Source organism: Parabacteroides sp. D25 (assembly GCF_000307475.1).
In the GTDB taxonomy this organism is placed as follows: Bacteria; Bacteroidota; Bacteroidia; order Bacteroidales; family Tannerellaceae; genus Parabacteroides; species Parabacteroides distasonis.
The window spans coordinates 178,873-199,780 of sequence record NZ_JH976500.1; the positions used below are offsets into that span (position 1 = coordinate 178,873).

Below are 20,908 nucleotides of genomic sequence, written 5' to 3' on the forward strand. Positions count from 1 at the left end.
TTAGTTCCGCTGGAACCATGTTCATATTGTGATATAACATTACAGGAATAAATGTAATCAATCTAAACTTAAACTTAATTTTAAAACAAAAGCAAGATGACAAAGAATGAATCTAAGCTATTATCCCTTCAATGGATAGCTAAAACCTCGGCGTTCTGTTTGTTGCTTTCCGCTTTTTCTGTAAACGCGGCGATGGCCGTTCCTGCTTCCGTAGGCACGGTTGATGAGGTGATGGGCGTACAGCAGGACAAGAAGGTGACAGGTACGGTCGTAGACGAAGCGGGTATTCCCGTAATCGGTGCGAACGTGATCCAAAAAGGTACGACAAACGGCGTGATTACGGATCTAGACGGAAACTTTTCTTTGGAGATTCCCAATGGGGCGGTAATCGAGATCAGTTATATCGGTTATGCGACACAGGAGATCACGGCGAGCGGGCAGACGGGCTTGCAAGTGAAACTGACGGAGGACACGCAGAAGATCGATGAGGTGGTAGTCACCGCATTGGGTATAAAACGCCAAAGCCGCTCGTTGGGTTACTCCACGACGCAAGTGGGTGGCGAGGACTTTACGATGGCCCGTGACCCGAACCTAGGTAACGCCCTTTCCGGTAAGGTGGCCGGTGTTAGCGTAGGCGGTAACTCGACCGGTACGGGTGGTTCCTCCCGTGTGATCATCCGCGGAAACGCCTCCCTGACAGGTAATAATATGCCGCTATACGTGGTGGATGGCGTGCCCTTCAGTAACCAGAACTTAGGATCGGCCGGCACATGGGGCGGTATAGATATGGGTGATGGATTGAGTAACATCAACCCGGACGATATCGAGAGCATACAGGTGTTAAAAGGTGCCGCCGCATCCGCATTGTACGGATATCGCGGTGGTAACGGTGCGATCTTGATCACGACCAAGTCCGGAAAGAAAGGTAAGCCTGTGAACATCGAGTTCAACAACAACTTGACTTTTAACATGATCTACGACTACCGAGACTTTCAAAATGTATTCGGGCAGGGTGATTATGGCGTACGTCCTACCTCCGTAGCGGGAGCTGAGACCACGCAGACTAGTAGCTGGGGAGACGTTTTAGGTGGTACGGCGACCAACTTCCTGGGAAATGAGGTGCCTTACGAGTATATCGACAATTGGCCGAATTTCTACCGCACGGGTATCAACAACTCAACTTCCGCCTCGCTCAGCGGCGCGGGAGACAAGATCACCTACCGCTTCGGCGTATCCAACGTAGCAGAGAAGGGACAGTTACCGAACTCTAGTAACAGCCAGCAAGGTATCAATATGAATACGACGTATGATATCTTGAAGAACCTGCACTTGATCGTGAACGCCAACTATGTGTTCGAGAAGTCGAAAGGCCGTTCGAACCTGTCCGATGGCAACGGTAATACCAACGCTACCTTGCTGCACTTGGCGAACTCGTTCGATGTACGTTGGTTGGAAAGAGGCTCGGCGAACGCTCCTTGGGGTTCCTTTGAGGACGGCTCGGAAATGAACGGTAATGGTAACCGCAATGTATATTTCAACAACCCCTACTGGTTGCAGTATCGGAAAACCAACGATATGCAGAAGAACCGCTTGACGGGATCAATGACCTTGAAATACGACATCACGGATTGGTTGTATGTGCAAGGTGCCGTTCAACGCGATGGTTACAATTTGGAGTTCAAACAGATACAGCCGACTGGAGCTGCTGCGGATCCACAAGGCTGGATGACGGAATACTCCCGTAGCTTCTCCGAGATGAACTTGAACTACTTGATCGGGTTCAATAAGGAGTGGGGCGACTGGTCGGTTGGCGCCACGTTGGGCGGTAACCGTCAGCGTACGATCAACAAGATGTTCTATACGACGGATGGAGGCCGTCCGTTTATCGTCGATGGACTGTGGTCTGTAAATAATCTCAGCGATAAACGATCGAAGAAGGACTATTCGGAATACCGGGTGAACTCCATATACGCTACAGCGGACTTCGGATGGAAGAACCAAGTGTTCTTGAATCTGACGGGACGTAACGACTGGTTCTCCACCTTGAACCCGGATAGCAACAGCTATTTCTATCCGTCCGTGACGCTCTCGTGGGTATTCTCCGATACCTTCCGTGACAATATGCCGGATTGGTTCGATTTCGGTAAGATCCGCGGCTCGTGGGCAAGCTCCTCCAATGGTACAGATCCATACAAGACCTTGATGGTGTATAAGGTTCAGAATTTCCAGATCAACGGACAGACCGGAGGTACGGCAAACAGTAACCAATTTGCGAATCCAGACTTGAAACCGGTCAGCATCAAGGAGTACGAGGTGGGCTTGAACCTAGCGTTTATGAGCAACCGCCTATCGTTCGATATGGCGTACTACAACAAGAACACGACAGACGATATCGCTGTTGTCACCACGTCCAGCGCGTCCGGGTTCGGATCGAAATACATGAACGTGGGCGAGATCCGGAACCAAGGTTTCGAGTTCATGGTGAATGCGACACCGGTGCATACGAAGAACTTCTCATGGGAGACGACCTTCAACTTCGCATACAACGATAGTGAGGTGAAATACCTGGGAGGCGTAGAGTCCCTGTCTATCGACGGAGCCTCCGCACGCTCGGGCAACGTGACCGTCCGCAACATCGTAGGCCAGCCTTACGGTATGTTGGTGGGCTACAAATACGCCCGTGACGAGCAAGGCCGGATCATCCATAAGAACGGTATCCCGCAAGCGACCGACGAGTTGCAGAACCTAGGCAACGGTGTCTACAAATATACCGGAGGATGGAGCAACACGTTGAGATTCCGCGATTTCTCCTTGTCGTTCTTGATTGACTACAAGGCAGGCGCAAGCCTCTTCTCCGGCACGAACTACTCGCTCTACAGCGAGGGTCTGCACAAGGGTACGTTGCTTGGCCGTACGGTCGATAACCCGGGAGGCAGTGGCTTTATCGGTGCCGGTGTCATGATAGATGACAATGGAAAGATCCTTGGAGAGAACAACGTGGCGGTAAACGCGCAGGATTATCACAAGGGGATCGTCAACAATAATATCGCCGAGGAGTTCGTCTACAATGCCAGCTTCATCAAGTTGCGTGAGTTGTCGCTCGGCTATACCTTCCCGCAGTCTGTCTTGAACAAGATGAAGGTGGTGAAGGGCTTGAGCGTCTCGTTGGTGGGACGTAACCTATGGACTATCTTGAAGCATACCGATAACATCGATCCCGAGTCAGCTTACAACAACACGAACGGACAGGGCTTGGAGTTGAACGGTTATCCGGCCACGAGAAATGTCGGTTTCAATGTCAATGTCAAATTCTAATCACGTTTGAAGAAGTATAATAGTATGAAAAAGTATTTAGTATATATGACGTGCGCCGCCGCGGCCATGATCGGGGGAACGGGTTGCAGCGATTTCGGGGATGTGAATATGGACCCGGAGCACCTGAATTCGGAGAATATCCCGACCGAGTTATTGTTCACCAACGGTCAGCATCAGATGTTGGGATCTGATTGGGACGTATGGCGAAACGGTTGTATCTATGCGGCTCAATGGATGAGCCATACCGCATCGTTCAATTGGTCGGGTAATGCGAATTACACTTGGAACGACGGCTACTCAGGTGCGTATTGGGAAATCTACAACGGTGACACGCGCGGGGCGCTCCGCGACATGAAAGATGCGGTGGAGGCTTGGAAAGAGGATCCGTCACGGCAGACCGATTACCAAATCGCCCGTATCATGCTCGCCTACGGCATGCACCGCATGACCGACCTTTACGGGGATATCCCCTACTCGCAGGCGGTACAGCCGGAGTTGTATTCCTTTCCGGAGTATGACACGCAACAATCTATCTATATGGATTTGCTGAAGGAATTGAACGAGGCACAGGCCGCCTTGAACGGCGCATCGGCGGCGGCGATGAAATCGGCGGACAACTTCTATCAAGGCGATGCCTCGAAGTGGAGGAAGTTTGCCAACTCACTGATGCTGCGCGTGGCGATGCGTATGTCGAAGGTAGACCCGGCCGCGGCGGAGCAATGGGTGAAGACCGCGGTAGCCAACGGGGTGTTTGAGTCGGACGCGGACAACTGCATGCTGATGCATGCGGGTGGCTTGACAACGAACGACTCCTCCGAGCCATACGCCAAGATCTACTCGCACGAGGATCGCGGCAACTTCTTCCTGACCGAGTATTTCGTGGATCTGCTGAAAAGTACTAACGATCCGCGCCTGTCGTTGATCGGTACGGTGTGCGAGGACCCGACCATCTCGGTGCAGGCGGGTAGCGACTTCCAATATGGCGATTCCGCCCCGGCCGTCCAGAAAGGATTGCCTAGCGGCTTCTCCGACAGCCCCGATAGCCCGTGGTTCGTAGGAAACAAATATCCCGAGTTCAAGGACGAGGATTACCGCAGCACGTATAGGAGCCGTTATTCCACGATAAACCGTTATACCTATTCCGACCCGACGGGCCCGACGTTCGTCTGCACCTATGCCCAGACGCAATTGTTGCTGGCTGAGGCCGCCGTACGCGGCTGGGTAGACGGGAGCGCGCAGACCTACTACGAGAATGGCGTACGCGCTGCCATGCGGCAGTTCGCACAGTTCCCCAACGGCACGGCGCTGTACAATCAGTATCTGACGCAGGCCGCGATCGACCGCTATTTGACGGAGAATCCGTTCAATGCATCGAAAGCGTTGGAACAGATCAACACACAATATTGGATCAACTGTTTCTGCGATGAATACGAGACCTTTGCTAACTGGCGTCGTTCCGGCTATCCGGAATTGAAATCGACCTATGACCCGGCCAATCCGTATCCTAACGCAGATACGAATGGAGAGATCCCCCGTCGTTTCCGCTACCCATCGAAAGAGTCGCAAGACAATGCGGCTAATTACGAGACAGCTGTTAGCCGTCTGTCCGGTGGCGATCACTTCAGTTCTCGCATATGGTGGGACGTGGCGAAATAAACCACTCTATTGATCAGAGTAGATAAAAAGAAAGAAAATGACTACTCTAAGTAGTTACAAATTATTATTATAAAGCCAAGAAAGAGCCATATTATTGCTTGACGCATTAATTGTGCGGATGGTAGTAGTATAAGGTACTATTTTTGAATAACTGATGGCATGAGGGGATAAGAATGAGCATCATCTTATCCCCTCTTTGTATATTCGATTAGCCTGTTTAGTTACATAGAATAATGTACACTGTATTTTGGTGTGATTATCTTACTATTCTCTATCGAAACAGGTACTTGTTCTCGAAAAAAGCATTTTTCATGAAACTACAAAAAACATTATGAATTAAAATCTTTAGCTATGGGGACAAGAATGTAAGAACACTTGCCTTCCTGAAGGAGATCATCTTTCAGGGAAGTAATTTCTTCTAGCAGACGGTCAATGCGGAAAGCAAGTTCTTTTTCCTTTACTTTAGATTTCGACAAATGTTCCTTCAGTAACGCTATAACTTCATCCATTTTACAACAAATGCCGCTAATAATCAAGAAATTAGACAACAAAAAAAGGATTATTTATCCATTAATGATCAAACGCACGTATGCAACATAAAAGAAGGCATCCGTAAGGATGCCTTCCTCAATCGATCATTAAATCACACTTTTCACGATCTCTGTTACGTTCATTTAAAGACGAATTTTATAAGTTTCACCATCCATACGCAGGATATAGACTCCTCGAGGTAACGGAATGGCTGAATCTCCCCCCTTAGTGGAGAATTCATGGATAAACTGGCCTTTGAGAGTATAAACAGATATGACCGTGAACGATCGGCATGTAAGTACAAGACTCTATCCAGATCCAGGAAATAGACAAAAGACTTACGGGCAAAAGAAAGACATTTAAATGGTCGTTCATTCGGGACTTCTATTTCCGGATAGCGTTTCTTCGTCTGGTCAGCAGCCATCTTATCCAGTGAAGCTACGAAGTTGACCTGTCGGATCGGACTCCATTCCGGTGCTTCAAGAATCACCATCCCATCTTTCTCTTTCGATAAAATTCACAAAGTCTTCTCGTTGATATCGGGACTGGATAAAACATATCGCGGGAAATCCATCATAATAATACTTAAAATCCGAGATCGCGATGTTACTACAATTCTTAAGATACAGCTCTATTCTGTTATTTGTCGTCAATAAACCGAAGATTTCGACAATTACAGTATTCAAGTACTACAATCACGAACTCTCCAATATAATTCAAACTATTGTTAATCAGAAAGTTAAAAAGAAAAACCAAAGATAGTGCTTCGACATCGTTCCATGAGGACTCATAATTCAAGATTATTATGACTTCAACAGACCCCAAAATGCGTAGTATAACCGGTAAACTAGTCACAAATATGTTAACAGAGCGAGAAGACGATTTTACTTACAAGGTAACTTATGTGGCGAACCGTACGATCAAAGACCTTTGTAAACTGGCTGCTCAAAATGGTAGCAAGTTTTCCGCCTCTGAATTAGAAAGTGCCTATAACGATTTGTTTGCTGTCGCTAAACAAGAAGTTTACTCAGCTTCTACCGTGGAATTTGGATTTACGAATAACTCATTAGGCGTGGATGGCTCTTTCATCGGACCTAAGGCCCAGTTTGACCCGTCACGTAACAGCGTTGTTCTATGGAGTTCCCCCCGTGCCGAGATTAAGGAGGATATGAAGGGCATTAGCGTGATCGTAAGTGCGGTAGAGGAAGGACTCCCTACGATCATTAGTGACGGATGTCTCTACTGGGACTCAAAACGGCAAATTGCCCCCCGGTGGTGGTTTGGTCGGTACGGGTAACCGTATAAAAATAGCTGGAGAAGAAGGTAAGGCGGTTGGTTTCTTCTTCGTCAACGCAAAAGACGAGACGGAGACAGCCGTACCGATGACTTCCCTGATAAGAAACGATCCTTCCGCTTTTTCGTTGATTATCCCTGCCTTAGCTGATGGATCTTATTATTTGGAAGTGGCCACGCAGTATGGGGGAAATAACAAGTTTTTCTTGAAGGAAATCCGCAGGAATCGTTTTCCTTATCCTCTCTCAGTAGGAACTGGAAATCCGGATAGCGAAAGTCCCGATGAGATTTGACCTTGGACTTAGGGATATCCTAAACGCCCATTTAGGGCATCCCTAAACGCTCATTTAGGATGTCCCTAAACGCTCATTTAGGATGTCCCTAAACGCTCGTTTAGATCTCCTTACAATGGGAACTTGGGGTAGAGCATAGGGTGAAATACTTTTTTAAACCATGGAATCATGAAATATCTACTTTATATATTTTTAGTTTTAGCAACCTTGTTTACGGGGATATATTTGTTACCTAAGCATACGCCCTTATTTGAGTATTATAGGCTAAGACCTGTTTTTGAGACAGCTTCTATCACCCTATTAATCGGTGTCTTATATTTGTATAGGCGGGAGAAGAAGCAAACAGGAGTGATGTTTTCCCGTCTGTCTCAAAAGTATTTCTTCTTGGATTTGGCCATACAGTGTGGAGGCATATACATCCCGATGACCTCACTTCTTTCAAGTTACTGAGACAATCTTTATGGAAAGCGGACAAGGAGGTATTCCAATGCCGTGCCCGCTTTACCGGATCTGATTATGAATGGTGGGAATTCCGCTTTAGCGCCATGCCTGCGGTAGATAATGCGGAGGGAGGCAAAGACGTGAGTGGTATACTTATCAATATCAATGACATGAAGAAACGGGAAAAAGAGCTTATCCTCATGAGGGGATATGAGCAAAAGTTCTTGGCGAACATGAGCCATGAGATACGTACGCCGCTGAACTCTATCGTAGGCTTCTCGAACCTGCTGGCCTCGGAGAAGGACTTAGACGAGGCCGACAAGCAGCTGTTTGCCAAGACGATCAATCAGAGCTGCGATCTGCTGTTGGTGCTCATCAATGATATTCTGGAGGTTTCGAGACTTCAATCGGGACAAATGAAATTCGAGAAAGAGAGCTGCTCCGTCAAGGAGTTGGTAGACGATCTTTACCTCGCCCATCAGTTATTGGTCCCCGCCCACCTACGATTCTCGAAAGAGGCGGAGGGGGATTTGTTTATCTATACGGATAAAAAGAGACTTTCTCAAGTTATAACCAATTTCTTGACAAACGCTTGTAAATTCACGAATAGCGGATATATAAAGTTGGGATTTAAGCATCTGAGGGGCACGGATGAGGCGGCGATATTTGTCGAGGACTCCGGGATCGGTCTATCGGAGGAGGAACAAGAGAAGGTGTTCAGCCGTTTTTTCAAGCAAGATGAATTCAGCCAAGGGGCCGGTCTAGGGTTGTCTATCTGCCAAGGAATCGTACAAAACTTGGGGGGACGGATAGCGCTGAGTTCTAAGCAGGGAGAAGGAAGCCGCTTCTCGGTCGTGCTGCCGGTATATAAGGGGGGATAGTGGAGCGGGAAACGGATGTCTTGCCGCCCCCGGACGGGATTCTCATTTTACTCCTCTTTTTGCTCGGTTTTTGTGGATTTACCCCTTTGGGTTATAATGACGATGATTCCATTGCTAGCTTTAGGTCCCCATATGGCAGCGTCTGATCCTTTTAGTAAAAATATCTCTTCTATGTCGTTGACGGGGTAATCTAGGATGTCGAAATCGATAAAAGGCGTGTCATCGATCACGACTAGGGGTTTCCCTTCATTTTTTGATCTAAAGGAAGTTATCGCGTCACGGAGTACCGGATAATATTTTTGCTTAACGTCATCGAAGATAAATTTAACCCCGCTAAAGCGAGATAATAACGATTTCATCTCATTTATATGCCACCGTTCTATATCTTGGGAGCTATAAATACGGCTGGAAGCTTGGACGGGCGAATAGAGTCCTTGATTCTGTTTGTCTTTCTTGAATGCCTTGATTTCTACATTCTCCAACTCGATGGTCTTCCATATATCATCATCTGGCCTTTTATCAGGTTCCGATTGTTCCTGGTCGATTGTTAAAGTCTTGGCCAAAGTATCCAATACGAGATTCTTCCGTATGGAGTCAGTTCCCGGATCGTTCATGATAGGAAGTAGCCTTATCTTGAAGTCCGGAGGCAAAGATTGGAGTGATGAGATATTTTCTAGCTTGAAAAACGGTCGCCCGGAAAGTAGATCGCCATTACTATCGACTAAAAGAAAACTAGACAGGCCGGTCTTGATGTTTTTTTTCTCGAATACGATCCATCTCCTTGAGAAATCCCAAATGTCTTTATAAACGATGGAGTCTTCGGATTGTAACAGTATATATAAAGTGTCTTTAAATTGCAAATGCTCTGGTTTTAAGGCGGAGACTAATATTTGGTCTTCCTTGAAATGTACTTTTATCCCTATTGACAGGGTTGCGGCAGGTAATATAAAGCTTTTTTCTATACCTTCTGTGCTTTTACAGTTCAGATAATAGGTCCTTCCTTCATCTGGGTAAATATTGAAATATCCTAATCCGTTATATAAGGATTTTACGTTTTGTACAATATTACCTCTGTCATCCACGATCTCTCCTGAGATATCTAATGTTCTACCATCTCTGCTTTCTGCCTTGAATGCGACTACGCAGGCGGTATTTAATATCAATCGGCCCCCTTCCGGATAGAATGAGACTGTGTAAGCCTCATTTCCCTCCTTGATATCCGGATTTGATGCGGTCGATTTATCCCCGTGAAGCAATGGGAGAAAGAAAACTAGAACGTTTAGTATCAGATGGTACATGATTTTTATTTAGTTTTTTTATTGTAAACTATGTCATTGCCTTTAGGAAATCTATGATATTCCGTTGCTATGGGAAAAACGGTTGATGATCATTCTTCGCTCTAAATGTAACAAAAGAATTTATAAACTTAGGACTAAAATACATATATTATGATGTATATTGCTGAAATAGACCTGAAAAAGAAGAAACGACAACTTATTCCCTTGACGCGGATATGTCTCTTTGGCTATGTTGACGGCAAAAGAAAGAACCTAGAAAAAAATTGTACCTTTGCTTTTATAAATATGACAATATATGGCATTGAAACTTATCCATACCGCCGACTGGCATCTGGGCCAGACCTTTTTCGGCTACGACCGGGAGGCGGAGCACGAGGCTTTCCTCGGTTTTCTGACAAATCTATTGGTGGAGCGGCAGACGGATGTCCTGTTGATCGCCGGCGATGTGTTCGACGTGACGAACCCTTCCGCGGGGGCGCAACGCCGTTTCTATCGTTTCCTGCGGGAGGCGAATCGCCTGAATCCGGGCTTGCAGATCGTGATCATCGCCGGCAACCACGATTCCGCGATCCGTCTGGAAGCCCCGAATCCCTTGCTGGAGGAATTGAATACCTCGATTGTCGGTATCGTGGGGAGGACGGATTCCGGGGAGATCGACCTCGCTTCGCTCGTCGTCCCTTTGAGGAACCGGGCGGGAGAACGGGAGGCGCTTTGCCTGGCGGTGCCTTTCCTCCGCCAAGGGGATTACCCGGCGGTACCCGAGGGAGAGCCCGACTCGTATGTGGCGGGTATCGGCCGGATGTACCGGCGGCTCTACGCTTATGCGGATGCCCGGAGGAATCCCGGCGAGGCGATCGTAGCCTTGGGACACCTCCACGCTACCGGAGCCGAACTATCGGAGGATGACCGGAGCGAGCGTGCGATCATGGGAGGTCTGGAGTCCGTATCCGCGGATACCTTCGACGCCGGGATCGCTTATACGGCGCTGGGGCATATCCATAAGGCGCAACGGATCGGCGGGCGCGAGGCGGTACGTTATGCCGGAAGCCCGCTTCCCATGTCGTTCTCGGAGAAGAATTACCGGCATCAAGTGATAGCTGTAGAGATCGAGGAGGGGAGTGTCACGGAGATCGAGGCGATCGGGATTCCTAGAGTCGCGGACTTGATGCGTATACCGGACAGCCCGTTACCACCGGAGGAGGTCTTGCGATGCCTCGCCGGGCTTCCGGAGCCGGAGGAGGGCAGGGAGGACGAGAGCCGCTGGCCTTACGTGGAGATACGGGTCCTGCTGACGGAGCCGGACCCTACGTTCCGTCATCGGGTAGAGGAGGCGTTGGTCGGGAAGGCGGTCCGCCTCACCTCCATCGTTCCTTCGTATCCCCGGCGGGAAGGGGAGGCAGAGGAGCGGGCCTTGTCGTATAACGATTTGCAAAAGATAGCTCCGTTGGATATGCTGAGGCATACGTTTGCCGCGAGATACGGAGGCGAGTTGCCCGAGGAGATAGAGACATTGTTTAATGAGGTGATGAGGGAGGTTTCTTTATGAGAGTGCTGGCGATCAGAGGACGCAATCTGGCGTCGCTGGAAGGAGAGTTTTCCATTGATTTTACGGAAGAGCCTTTGGCTTCGGCGGGTATTTTCGCTATATCCGGGCCTACGGGGGCGGGAAAATCCACGTTGCTGGATGCCATGTGCCTCGCCCTCTTCTCCCGTACGCCGCGAACGGAGCTGGCGAAGGAGAATAACGTGCGGCTGAGGGACGTGCAAGAGGATGTGTTGCCGCAAAGCGACCCCCGCTTCCTCTTGCGCCGCGGGACGGCCTCGGGCTATGCCGAGGTGGATTTCGTGGCGCTGAACGGGTGTCGGTATCGCGCCCGCTGGTCCGTATCCCGGGCCCGGGAGAAGGAGAGCGGACGTTTGCAGGCCGCCCGCCTTACATTATATAATATAGATGCCGGGAAAGAGGAGCCGGGAACCAACAAGGACCTGCAAGCCCGTATCATCGAGCTGATCGGCCTGACTTTCGATCAGTTCACCCGCTCGGTGCTCTTGGCCCAGAACGATTTCTCTACCTTCCTGAAAGCGGAGCAGGGCGAGAAGGCCTCCTTGCTGGAGAAACTGACCGGTACGGAGCAATACTCGGAGATCTCCCGCCGGATCTTCGCCAAGAACGCCGAGGCGAAGGAGGCCTACGAGCAGCTATACGCCCGCGTACAAGACATAGAGCTTCTGTCGGAGGAGGAGGTGGAAGCCTCCCAAACCCGCCTTTCGGCCTTGGAGGTGGAGCTGGCCCGTCTGGAGAAGGCGAGGGCCGAGCGGCAAAGCCTGCGGGAGGCCGTGAAAGCGGCCGAGGTCCAGATCGCCTCGAAGGAAAAACAGCGGGAGGAGAACGCCCGTTTCTTGGAACGGGCGTTGGCATCGCTGGAAACCTCAAGGAAGGAGTATGAGCAAGGAGAGGTGCGATTGGCGAGGACGGATGAGGAATCTAAGGGCTTGCGACTGGAATTGCAACAGGCCCGGAAACTGGACGTGCAACTGGAATCGGCCTTGAAAGCCCGCTCCGAGGCTGATGAACGGATGAAAGACTTCTCCCGGCGGAAGCAGGAGGCGGAAGAGAAACTCAGGAAGGTGGAAGAGCGGCAGAAGAAAGCCTCGGAGGAATGGGACAAGCTGACGTCGTGGCGTGAACGTTACCGGAGCAAGGAGGGGATCGCCGAGCAACTGTCGGCCTTGTTGATTCATCTGGATACCTGCCTTACGGCTCGCCGGGCAGTCGAGCGGTCGGACAAGGCCTTGCTAGCCATCCGACAGAAAATCCAGCGGTTGGAGGTTCGGAGGCAATCCTTGCGGCGGGAAGCGGAGACGCACGCCAAGGAACAGGTAAAGATCGAGGAAGAGCGGAAGTCCGTAGCGCTTGCCCTCAAGGAATTGGAACCGGAGGCTTTGGATCGATCGATCGAGACCTGCCGTACGGAACGGGAGCGTTTATTGCTAGAGCAAGCCCAGTTCGTGACGACTGGCGATATCAAAAGCCTGCGGGACAAGCTGACCGCCGGAACGCCTTGCCCGGTCTGCGGAAGCCTTGAGCATCCTTTCGCCTCTCACGAGGCGCATGAGCGTCTGTTGGCCTTGGCGGATCGCATCTCGGAAGCTACCCTGCGCCTCAAGCGGCTTCTCGACCGGAAAGAACGGCAGGAGGCCTGCGGGAAACAACTCGCCGCCCTGCAACAGAAAGAATTGGAGCTGCATAAACAACTCGCCGCGGACGAGAACGCACGGACGGAATTAAGGAACCAGTTACAATCCTTGTCCGAGCAAATCGACCGGGAAGAACTGGATAAGCGGGAACAGCAGGAGAAGCTGTCCCAATCCCTATCAGCGGCCAACGCCCTGTTCGGGAACGACGCATGGCAGACGGGCTGGAACAAGGACCCGGAAAGCTTCCGGGAGACCTTGACGGATTTCGCCCGCCAGTGGCAAGCCAACGGGGAACGCCTGCGGGAACTGGAACGGGAGCGGAGCGCCCATCAAGCGGAACGGGAGTCGTACGAGGCTTTCCTCCCTCCCTTGCGCAAGCAGTACGAGGACGCCGCGAAAGCCTACGACGAGAAGAATCAATCCTATACCCGCTTGCGTTCGGAGCGGAATCTCCTGCTGGGAGGCCAGCCAGCCGACCAGGTGGAACGTACCTTCCACGAACGGGTGGAAGCCTTGAAGAGCCATTTGAAGCAGCTGCAAGAGAGTACAACGAGGCACGCCGGCGAGGTGGAGCAATACCGGGGGGTTACGGAACAGATCAAGAAGGATCTGGCGGAGACTTCCGGTCTCCTTTCCGCACGCCGGCAGGAGCTGGATAACTGGATGGTCGCCTATCAAGAGAACTCCGAGGGGAAGACGCTGGAGGAATCCCTGTCGGAAATGACGGCCCAAAAGTCTGAATGTAGCTTCCGTCTGCGTACGCACGAGGAGAATAAGCGGAAGATAGCCGGCTTCCAGCAAGAGCTCTCGGAGCGGAGGGCGATGAGCGAGCGTTGGGCGAAGCTGAATGAGCTGGCAGGCTCTGCGGATGGCGCCAAGTTCCGTAGGATCGCACAAGGGTACACCTTGGATGTCTTGTTGAATTACGCGAATGTGCAATTGCGGCAACTATCCCGGCGTTACCGGTTGGAGCGTGTGCCGGATACCTTGGCTTTGCAGGTGATCGACCAAGATATGTGCGACGAGATCCGTACCGTGCATAGCCTTTCCGGAGGGGAATCTTTCTTGGTCTCGCTGGCCTTGGCGCTAGGCTTGTCCTCTCTCTCCTCGAACCGGATGAAGGTAGAGAGCTTGTTTATCGATGAGGGCTTCGGCTCTTTGGATGCGGAGACGTTGCGGGTCGCTATGGATGCCTTGGAGAGCCTGCGTACGCAAGGGCGCAAGATCGGCGTTATCTCGCACGTACAGGAAATGACGGAACGTATTCCCGTGCAGATCCGGGTGAACCGGGCGGGAAACGGACGGAGTTATCTGGAAGTCATATAGCTTTACCAGCCATTGTGGTGGATCTGTTGGACGTTGTATTTGTTTTTGGGAGTCTCTTTCTGCATGGGGTATCCCACAGGTATGACGTTCAACGGCATGATATGATCCGGTAGCCGAAGCTCTTTCCGGACGATCTCAATCCGGTCCGGATAGGGGTAAACAGCCGTCCATACGGCTCCCAATCCCATGGATTCGGCGGCAAGTAGCAGGTTTTGCGAGGCGGCGGAACAATCCAGAAACCAAGCGTTGGAGGATTTGATCGTATCGCCGCAAACGACGATCGCTTGCCTTGTCTCTTTCAGCATCCGGGCGAAGGGGAGACCTTCGGCCATTGTGTCCAAGGCTTTCCGGTCGGTTACGATAATGAATTCCCAAGGTCGCCTGTCACGGGAGGAAGGGGCGGCCATTCCGGCTCGTATCAGTTTGTCTATCTTTTCCTTTTCTACCGGGCGATCCTTATACTTACGTACGCTTTTGCGATTGAGTATCGTTTCCAAGGTCTGGTTTTCCGGTTCCTGCCGCTGGTTCCCCGTAGAGGAGCAGGCCATGAGGAAAACGGTGATCAAGAAGAAAAGACAGATTCTCATAAAGACGGGTTTATATGGTTTATAACGGATTATTTACTTAATATCAACGTAGAAGGCATCTTCTGCAAGGCTTCTTTCCGGTGCTCGGAGACATCGTTCCATGTCTTATAACTGATCAGCATGAAGTTGAAGCCGTTGAAAGACTGGGGCGTAAGGTCTTTCTCTCGTAGAAGCGTGGTCTGCTTCACGTCTTCCGTGAATCGCAGGATTCCTTCCTTGATCACCTCGTTCCCCGGGGTCGTACTGCTGGATTTATCAAGTACGCTGGCCGAGCCGTGTGTAGACTTCAATAAGGTCTGGGCGTATCCCAACAGGAATAAATCCTCCTCGGAGTCGATGACCACGATCACGTTCGATGCCTTGACGAAATTCCGGTTCACGAATACACCTACCGGGCAATTGCTTTGCTCGATAAACATCTTCGTCTTGTCTTTCAATAAGGCACCCGGATAAAACCAGGATTCCGGAGCCTTGAAGCGTTTGAAATAACGGTTGTAGAACGAGGCCCGGTAATGGCTTGCCGCTATATCGTCCGGTGTGTTGCTCATCGATATCCCGGAACCGACCAGAAGGAAATCATACCCCTCATTGTTTACGATGCTACAAATATCCACTCCGGCGTTGTTCGATACCTCGTAGCGAGTCTGTATCTGAATGCCCAGCTTCTTGGCCCCGTAAAGGATCGGGCCGAAGCTGACTTCCTCGAAATTATCCGTGTGTAGCGGGTTTACATCCGAGCCAACCGTCAAATGCAGTGCCGTCAGCTCCAGTTTGTTTTTGCCTTGGGCGAACATCTGGTAGGCCACGTCCAGCATGATCTGTCCGTTTCCGGCTCGTCCGAAGGATAGCAGTACCTTGAATATTCCCTCCAATGGCATTCTTTCTTTTTGCTCCATCAGCTTATCATGCGCCCGGTAACAGAATTTGATGAATGAGACCAATGGGGTTGTCATAAAGGTGGTGACCAGTGTCATTAGCACTAAGATCACGAATACGGAAGGCGTCAATATCCCCATCTCGTACCCGATCGTCAATACGACCAGCTCCATCAACCCACGGGTGTTCATGAGAGCCCCTATATAGAGACTATCCTTCCAGCTCTCACCCACGAATCGGGCGGAGAACATCGCTCCCCCAAACTTTCCTGCGATGGCCACGACTATGAAGATAAGGCATAGCCACCATAATTCAGGCTTGTTTAGAAGACCTATTTCCGTACGTAATCCGGTGGATACGAAGAATAAGGGAAGAAATAGCGCAAGGGATACATCCTCTACTTTCTCGGTCATGATCTTGCGGAATTTGACATTTCCCGGCATCACCACTCCTGCGATAAAAGCGCCGAATAAGGCATGCAATCCCAATATCTCTGTCAGATAAGCCGAGGTGATCAATAGCAAGAAGATGAAAGCGACCAGCCCCTTGTCGATTACCTCCTTGTTGTGGTAGATATGTCCGATCATCCGCAGGAATGGCCGCACCGCCAAAAACATAAACACTATGTAAAGAACTGAGAATAAGATGTTGTAAACGGCACTTAGCATCGAACCCGCTTGTGCGATCGCTATGACAACCGCTAGCAAGCACCATGCGGTGATATCCCCATTCGCCGCGCTTGCCAACGAGATGGTACCCAAATGTGTCTTGGTAAGTCCTTTCTCTTGGATAATACGTGCCAATACGGGAAAGGCGGTAATACTCATGGCGATACCTATAAACAAGGCGAAAGAGAGGAAAGGCGTACTCTTATCCGCATATTTGTCGTACACGAAATAGGCGGTCAGCATACCGAAAAAGAAGGGGACGATCGTACTGGTATGACTGATTAAGATCGTCTCTTTCAGCTTTTTCCTTACCTCGGAGATATTAAGTTCCATCCCGATAGCGAACATAAAGAGTATAAGTCCGAATTGACTCAGCATATTTATATTCACCAACGATTCCACAGGAAAAAGGAAGGCGGAAGCCTCCGGGAATAAATTGCCTAATACGGACGGCCCTAGCACGATTCCGGCAACGATCTCGCCGATGACGGTGGGTTGCCCGATCTTCTGGAATAACCAACCGAACAAACGGCACGTAAGCAATATCGTGATGATTTGTAAAAGCAGAATTCCTATGGAAGACTCGATATTATGTACTAATAATTGAGTAAATATGGTAAATCCCTCTTCTAAATTACTAGGTGCGTTTTGAATGGACGCAATCGAATTTTCCAGTTGCTGACTTTCCCCTTCTTTGGCGATAAAGTACATCAGCGAACCGAAAATGAGGATCATCATTAGGTAAAAGGCTATACTTTTTGTTCCTTTGCTCATCTTTATACGGTTTACCGCGAATATAAGAAATATCCTAATATTATCAATGGGTATGTTTTTTTCTTTTATCTTTGCCGAGAACCAAATTATAATAAATCATGGAGTCTCTAAATCTGATAAAAAATGACCCGTGGCTGGCCCCTTATGAGGCGGCTATAGAAGGCCGGTATCAATACGTGATTGATAAAGAAAAGAGCTTGACGAATAATGGTAAACTAACTTTATCCGAGATGGCTTCCGGATATCTTTATTTTGGGTTACACAAAACCACGAAAGGCTGGGTGTTCCGTGAATGGGCGCCGAATGCTACCGCTATTTATTTGATCGGAACATTCAACGGATGGCAGAAAGATAATAAATACAAGCTTAAACGTAAGGCGAATGGCATATGGGAGATCGCTTTGACCGATGCGCAGATGTGTCATGAGGACTTGTTTAAGTTGCTGGTCGAGTGGGACGGCGGTAGCGGAGAACGTATTCCCGCATGGACTCGCCGGGTGGTGCAAGATGAGCAATCTAAGATATTTAGCGCTCAAGTATGGAACCCGGAGAAACCTTATAAATTCAAGAATAAACGATTCAAACCTAAGAAGTCTCCCCTTTTGATCTACGAGTGCCATATCGGTATGAGCACTAACGAGGAGAAGGTGGGGACGTATAATGAATTCCGTCAAAATATATTGCCTCGTGTAGCGAAGGATGGTTATAACGCCATTCAGATCATGGCTATACAAGAACATCCTTATTATGGATCGTTCGGCTATCACGTAAGTAGCTTCTTCGCTGCCTCTTCCCGTTTCGGTACGCCGGACGAGTTGAAACAACTGATCGACGAGGCGCACGGGATGGGTATCGCCGTGATCATGGACATCGTACATAGCCACGCCGTAAAGAACGAGGTGGAGGGATTAGGCCGCTTTGACGGTTCGTATGACCAATATTTCCTGAGTGGCGAACGCCGTGAGCATCCGGCATGGGATTCCCTGTGCTTCAATTATGGAAAGAACGAGGTGCTTCATTTCTTATTGTCGAATTGTAAGTTCTGGCTGGAGGAGTATAAGTTCGATGGTTTCCGTTTCGACGGCGTGACCTCCATGCTTTACTACAGCCATGGCTTGGGCGAGGCTTTCTGTAATTACGGCGATTATTTTAATGGCCACCAAGATGGCGACGCTATCGCTTATCTAACCTTGGCCAATAAATTGATCCATGAGGTGAATCCGGGCGCTATAACGATCGCCGAGGAGGTGAGTGGCATGCCGGGTTTGGCAGCCAAGGTCGAAGATGGTGGTTATGGCTTTGATTATCGCATGGCCATGAACATCCCGGATTATTGGATCAAGACGATCAAGGAAAAGAAGGATGAGGATTGGCATCCGTCTTCGATCTGGTGGGAGACGACGAACCGTCGTGCCGATGAGAAGACGATCAGTTATGCCGAGAGCCACGATCAAGCCTTGGTGGGTGATAAGACGATCATCTTCCGCTTGATCGACGCCGATATGTATTGGCATATGCAAAAAGATGACCATAATTTCATGGTAGATAGAGGTATCGCCTTGCATAAGATGATCCGTTTGGTTACGGCTTCTACCATTAATGGCGGTTATCTGAACTTCATGGGAAATGAGTTTGGGCATCCGGAGTGGATCGACTTCCCAAGGGAGGGCAATGGATGGTCTTATAAATACGCTCGCCGCCAATGGAATTTGGTGGACAACTTGGATTTGAAGTACCATTTCTTGGGCGATTTCGACCGTGAGATGTTGGAATTGATCGGGGATGTGAAGAATTTCCAAGATACCCCTATCCAGAAGGTTTGGGATAATGATGGCGATCAGATATTGGCTTATATGCGTAAAGACTTGGTTTTTGTGTTCAACTTTAGCCCGACGAAATCGTTCACGGATTACGGTTTCTTGGTTCCGAAGGGAGAATATGAGGTCGTATTGAACACTGACGCTACCCGTTTCGGGGGGTTTGGCTTGGCTGATGATACCATAAGGCATTTCACGCAATTTGATCCGTTATATAAGAAAGAAAAGAAAGAATGGCTGAAACTTTATATCCCGGCACGTAGCGCCGTCGTATTAAGGAAAGTGAAGGTCAAAAAGTAAAACTCTATACACAAAACACGTTATGTTATATCCATTTACATTTAAGCCGATCCTCAAGAAGGTGATTTGGGGCGGTTCAGATATCTGCCCGTTTAAGGGTATTACTCCGGTTGAGAATGGTGTAGGCGAGAGCTGGGAGCTTTCTCATGTTGAGGGAAATTATTCTATTGTCGATAATGGCGAGTTGGAAGGCAAGTCTTTGGATGAGTTGATCCGCTCTTATGGCAAGGAGTTGCTGGGAGAGAAGGTGATGGAGAGATTCGGGACGACTTTCCCGTTGCTAATCAAGTTTATCGATGCCCGTGATAATTTATCTATTCAAGTTCACCCGGACGATGAGCTGGCGAAAAAGCGCCACAACTCTTTCGGTAAGACGGAGATGTGGTATGTGATCAAGGCGGAGAAAGGCGCTGGCCTATATTCCGGTTTCTCTGAGCAAATCGACGCAGAGGAATACGTGAAACGGGTGGAGAACAATACGATCATGGATGTGCTTCAACGTTACGACGTAAATGAAGGTGATGTATTTTTCTTGCCGGCGGGACGTGTGCATGCGATCGGAGCGGGTTGTTTTATCGCAGAGATCCAGCAGACTAGTAATATCACGTATCGTATTTACGATTACAACCGTAAAGATGCGAACGGTAATGGCCGTGAGCTGCATACGGAATTGGCGAAAGACGCGATCGATTATACGTTGTATCCGGATTACCGTACTCACTACAAAGGTCATACGAATGCCACGGTAGAGTTGGCGGACTGTAAGTATTTCACGACAAACCTTTTGGATCTGGATACGATTATGGTTCGTAATTTCTCGGAACTGGATTCTTTTGTCGTTTATATCTGTATGGCAGGCAAGGCTTCCATCCGTGATAATAAAGGAAACGAGATCTTTGTACACCAAGGTCAAACTGTCTTGATCCCTGCGGACACGGAGGTAATAACCATCTCTCCGGCTCCGGGCGCTAAGTTCATGGAGACTTATATCGGTCAATAAGATCGATGCGCTAAATAATAATGAGGGGGTGTGTCAAATCTAATAAACCGGACTTTTGACACATCCCCTTTTTATTATCCTTTCCTGCAAACGCAGTCTATCAGATGATCATTGATAAATCCCGAAGCCTGTAGGTGGGCGTAACAAATTGTAGGTCCGAAGAATTTGAAGCCCCTCTTCTTCATGTCCTTGCTCATGGCTTCGGATTCAGGCGACGTGACAGGGATCTCGCTCAATGACCGGAATGTGTTGATAATCGGTTTTCTGTCGGGAAAGAATGACAGGGTGTAATTGTAAAAGCTGCCGAACTCCTTTTGTATGGCGAGGAACAGCCTTGCGTTTGTGATTGTGGATTTGATTTTCTGGCGGTTTTTCACGATACCCTCAAACCGCATCAACCGTTCAACATCCTCATCGGTCATTTGCGCTACCCGTTCGGTGTCGAAGTCACAAAAAGCCTTACGATATCCCTCACGCTTCCGAAGGATTGTTATCCAACTCAATCCGGCTTGAGAGCTTTCCAATACAAGAAACTCGAACAGTGTTTTATCGTCAGTCACCAACTTTCCCCACTCTTGATCGTGGTACGCCATATACAACTCGTCAGTTCCGCACCAACCGCAACGCCCGTTTATTAGATCTTCCATAATGTAT

15 protein-coding genes are annotated in these 20,908 nt (G+C 49.3%); 9 read left to right on the top strand and 6 right to left on the bottom strand.

The window, feature by feature from the left end; genetic code table 11:
• Positions 1-96 precede the first annotated feature (96 nt).
• Positions 97-3,315 (top strand): SusC/RagA family TonB-linked outer membrane protein, encoded by a 3,219-nt coding sequence (locus tag HMPREF0999_RS00685; RefSeq protein WP_009274903.1) that lies wholly within the window; start codon positions 97-99, stop codon positions 3,313-3,315.
• 24 nt (positions 3,316-3,339) lie between these two features.
• Positions 3,340-4,971, top strand: a complete 1,632-nt coding sequence (locus HMPREF0999_RS00690; RefSeq protein WP_010184970.1) for a SusD/RagB family nutrient-binding outer membrane lipoprotein — start codon at positions 3,340-3,342, stop codon at positions 4,969-4,971.
• A gap of 329 nt (positions 4,972-5,300) precedes the next feature.
• On the opposite strand, the gene HMPREF0999_RS00695 is transcribed toward HMPREF0999_RS00690, so the two are convergent.
• Together HMPREF0999_RS00695 and HMPREF0999_RS00700 are read right to left on the bottom strand one after the other, a co-directional pair.
• Complete coding sequence (locus HMPREF0999_RS00695; protein WP_083865942.1) at positions 5,301-5,480, bottom strand: hypothetical protein; 180 nt, start codon at positions 5,478-5,480, stop codon at positions 5,301-5,303.
• Positions 5,481-5,641: 161 nt separating this feature from the next.
• On the bottom strand, positions 5,642-5,995 hold the full coding sequence (locus HMPREF0999_RS00700; protein WP_009274905.1) for a hypothetical protein: 354 nt from the start codon (positions 5,993-5,995) through the stop codon (positions 5,642-5,644).
• A gap of 366 nt (positions 5,996-6,361) precedes the next feature.
• On the opposite strand from HMPREF0999_RS00700, the gene HMPREF0999_RS22835 reads away from it, so the two are divergent.
• From HMPREF0999_RS22835 to HMPREF0999_RS00715, 3 genes are all read left to right on the top strand, one after another.
• Positions 6,362-6,799 carry a DNA-binding domain-containing protein gene (locus tag HMPREF0999_RS22835; protein WP_229058993.1) on the top strand — a complete coding sequence of 146 codons (438 nt, stop codon included), beginning with the start codon at positions 6,362-6,364 and terminating at the stop codon, positions 6,797-6,799.
• A complete protein-coding gene (locus HMPREF0999_RS22840; protein ID WP_228002668.1) occupies positions 6,765-7,088 on the top strand; it encodes a DUF4469 domain-containing protein in 324 nt (107 codons plus the stop codon). The genes HMPREF0999_RS22835 and HMPREF0999_RS22840 overlap by 35 nt, the downstream gene beginning before the upstream one ends.
• A gap of 401 nt (positions 7,089-7,489) precedes the next feature.
• Positions 7,490-8,410 (top strand): sensor histidine kinase, encoded by a 921-nt coding sequence (locus tag HMPREF0999_RS00715; protein ID WP_010184961.1) that lies wholly within the window; start codon positions 7,490-7,492, stop codon positions 8,408-8,410.
• A 47-nt stretch (positions 8,411-8,457) separates the two neighbouring features.
• Here the strand turns inward: HMPREF0999_RS00715 and HMPREF0999_RS00720 are convergent, their stop codons facing one another.
• The gene (locus tag HMPREF0999_RS00720) at positions 8,458-9,708 is read right to left on the bottom strand and encodes a TonB-dependent receptor (RefSeq protein WP_009274910.1); all 1,251 of its coding nucleotides are present in this window, start codon (positions 9,706-9,708) and stop codon (positions 8,458-8,460) included.
• 295 nt (positions 9,709-10,003) lie between these two features.
• Between HMPREF0999_RS00720 and HMPREF0999_RS00725 the strand changes: the two genes are divergently transcribed.
• Both HMPREF0999_RS00725 and HMPREF0999_RS00730 read left to right on the top strand, forming a co-directional pair.
• Positions 10,004-11,254, top strand: a complete 1,251-nt coding sequence (locus HMPREF0999_RS00725; RefSeq protein WP_009274911.1) for an exonuclease SbcCD subunit D — start codon at positions 10,004-10,006, stop codon at positions 11,252-11,254.
• Entirely contained in the window at positions 11,251-14,232 is a 2,982-nt protein-coding gene (locus HMPREF0999_RS00730; RefSeq protein ID WP_009274912.1) for an AAA family ATPase, read from the top strand. Before HMPREF0999_RS00725 ends, HMPREF0999_RS00730 begins: the two co-directional genes overlap by 4 nt.
• Positions 14,233-14,234: 2 nt before the next feature.
• Here the strand turns inward: HMPREF0999_RS00730 and HMPREF0999_RS00735 are convergent, their stop codons facing one another.
• A complete protein-coding gene (locus HMPREF0999_RS00735; RefSeq protein WP_008779572.1) occupies positions 14,235-14,819 on the bottom strand; it encodes a nitroreductase family protein in 585 nt (194 codons plus the stop codon).
• A gap of 29 nt (positions 14,820-14,848) precedes the next feature.
• Complete coding sequence (locus tag HMPREF0999_RS00740; protein WP_008779573.1) at positions 14,849-17,137, bottom strand: cation:proton antiporter; 2,289 nt, start codon at positions 17,135-17,137, stop codon at positions 14,849-14,851.
• Positions 17,138-17,235: 98 nt separating this feature from the next.
• On the opposite strand from HMPREF0999_RS00740, the gene HMPREF0999_RS00745 reads away from it, so the two are divergent.
• Together HMPREF0999_RS00745 and HMPREF0999_RS00750 are read left to right on the top strand one after the other, a co-directional pair.
• A complete protein-coding gene (locus HMPREF0999_RS00745) occupies positions 17,236-19,254 on the top strand; it encodes an alpha amylase C-terminal domain-containing protein (RefSeq protein ID WP_009017118.1) in 2,019 nt (672 codons plus the stop codon).
• Positions 19,255-19,276: 22 nt separating this feature from the next.
• Complete coding sequence (locus tag HMPREF0999_RS00750) at positions 19,277-20,254, top strand: type I phosphomannose isomerase catalytic subunit (RefSeq protein ID WP_005858180.1); 978 nt, start codon at positions 19,277-19,279, stop codon at positions 20,252-20,254.
• A 74-nt stretch (positions 20,255-20,328) separates the two neighbouring features.
• On the opposite strand, the gene HMPREF0999_RS00755 is transcribed toward HMPREF0999_RS00750, so the two are convergent.
• Positions 20,329-20,901 carry a DNA-3-methyladenine glycosylase I gene (locus tag HMPREF0999_RS00755; protein ID WP_005858179.1) on the bottom strand — a complete coding sequence of 191 codons (573 nt, stop codon included), beginning with the start codon at positions 20,899-20,901 and terminating at the stop codon, positions 20,329-20,331.
• Positions 20,902-20,908: the final 7 nt, after the last annotated feature.